1 protein-coding gene is annotated in these 1,390 nt (G+C 45.8%); it reads left to right on the top strand.

Going from position 1 to position 1,390, the window contains the following annotated elements:
* Nucleotides 1-176: 176 nt before the first annotated feature.
* Nucleotides 177-1,358, top strand: coding sequence for a hypothetical protein (locus B4F73_RS15765; RefSeq protein ID WP_290483741.1), 1,182 nt, complete (start codon nucleotides 177-179; stop codon nucleotides 1,356-1,358).
* The last annotated feature ends 32 nt before the right edge of the window (nucleotides 1,359-1,390 follow it).

The following is a 1,390-nucleotide window of genomic DNA, read 5'->3' as shown; positions in this document are numbered from 1 at the left end:
TCCATGAAGATCACCGCCGAAGTGCGGGAATATGCGGCGGGGATGTCCGAGAATGAGCGGACCGACTTGGAGAAGCAGGCTGCCGAAGCGCGAAAAGGGATGGAGGAGAAGAGCAAGGAGTTTATGGATAGGGGTGGGGAGATTTATTTGAGCGAAGAGGGGTAAAGAATTGCGCTATGGGTATCATTGATTGGAATCAAAGATTTAGTTGGATAGTTGACCCTGATGTGCGCAACGAAGTCATTGAGCAGATTAAAAAAGTTGAACGAAAATTTGTTCAGCCGTCTGAATTGATCGAATTTCTGGACTTCATCGATTTCACCGTTAGTTTGCCACCGTTCAGAGAACACCGAGAGCGTGTCGAATCTTTTGTCCAACTAATTAAGTTGGAGGCTGCCAGTGAACACCCCTCTATATCGCTCTTGACTTCTGCGCACGAGTATATTGCTCCGTTTGCGTATGCTTTGGGTGCTCATGGTGAAATATTAGACCAACTGAGTGGCGACCCTCTATCAAATTTGATTGCTGAGTTGCGTGATCACTACAATACGAACCCCTCTATTGGCACTGCCACTTATGAAAACCGATTTGTTGCATTTGTAGATATTCTGGGTTTCTCTAACGAGATTTTGGACGACAACAACAAGAGCCAGCCGCCGAGAAAGTTATCGAATTTCTTAGACTTCACTTTGATAAATTCGGGGGCGGGCACGAGTCATGAAAATTTGCAAGGGAATGCTGTCGCGCGCGGCTTGAATGCGGCACTGAATTTCAGCGGTTTTGATGCCGATATTCATCAGCACTTCGGCTTACCAAATTCAGAAAGAGTACGCTCAACCCATTTCTCAGATTCTATTATACTGTCTTCGCCACAGCATAATCCTGATTTGTTGATTTACAGCCTAGACGAAATATGGCGCACCGCACTCAGGGAAAAGGTGCTAATCCGTGGTGGCGTCGTGTTCGGCCCAATAATACACAAATCATCGACACTTGTCGGGCCGGCACTGATAGAAGCCTATCAGCTGGAAAACCGTACCAAGCACCCTAGGATTGCCTTTCATGATTTTGCATTGGCAAGAATGTCGGATGAGCTGAAAGCCAAATACATTGAACGCGACGTTGCGGACGGGACTAATTTTCTATCGAATATACTAGGCCAGCTTCTCCCTCAAATTCCGGTGTCCCCGGATATACTTGCAGCAACCATGGAGGCGAAATTTTCAGATATTTCAGATTATGTAGATGCACAAATTGGTTTGTTTGCTGAAGATGATGGCGTCAGAAAAAAATATGAATGGTTCAAATCGAGAATTACTATGGCTAGAGAGCGTTACGATAAGCAATTTGCTCGATAGGCAATCTCACCATGACAGACACATCCCGCCTC

Source organism: Hyphomonas sp. UBA3601, from assembly GCF_002375605.1.
In the GTDB taxonomy this organism is placed as follows: domain Bacteria; phylum Pseudomonadota; class Alphaproteobacteria; order Caulobacterales; family Hyphomonadaceae; genus Hyphomonas.
The sequence above is the reverse complement of the archived record's forward strand: the minus strand, read 5'-3'. Positions and strand labels throughout refer to the sequence as shown.

Bases quoted from the DNA above. Each gene is read 5' to 3' on its own strand.
- B4F73_RS15765 (WP_290483741.1), top strand. From the start codon at position 177: ATGGGTATCATTGATTGGAATCAAAGATTTAGTTGGATAGTTGACCCT.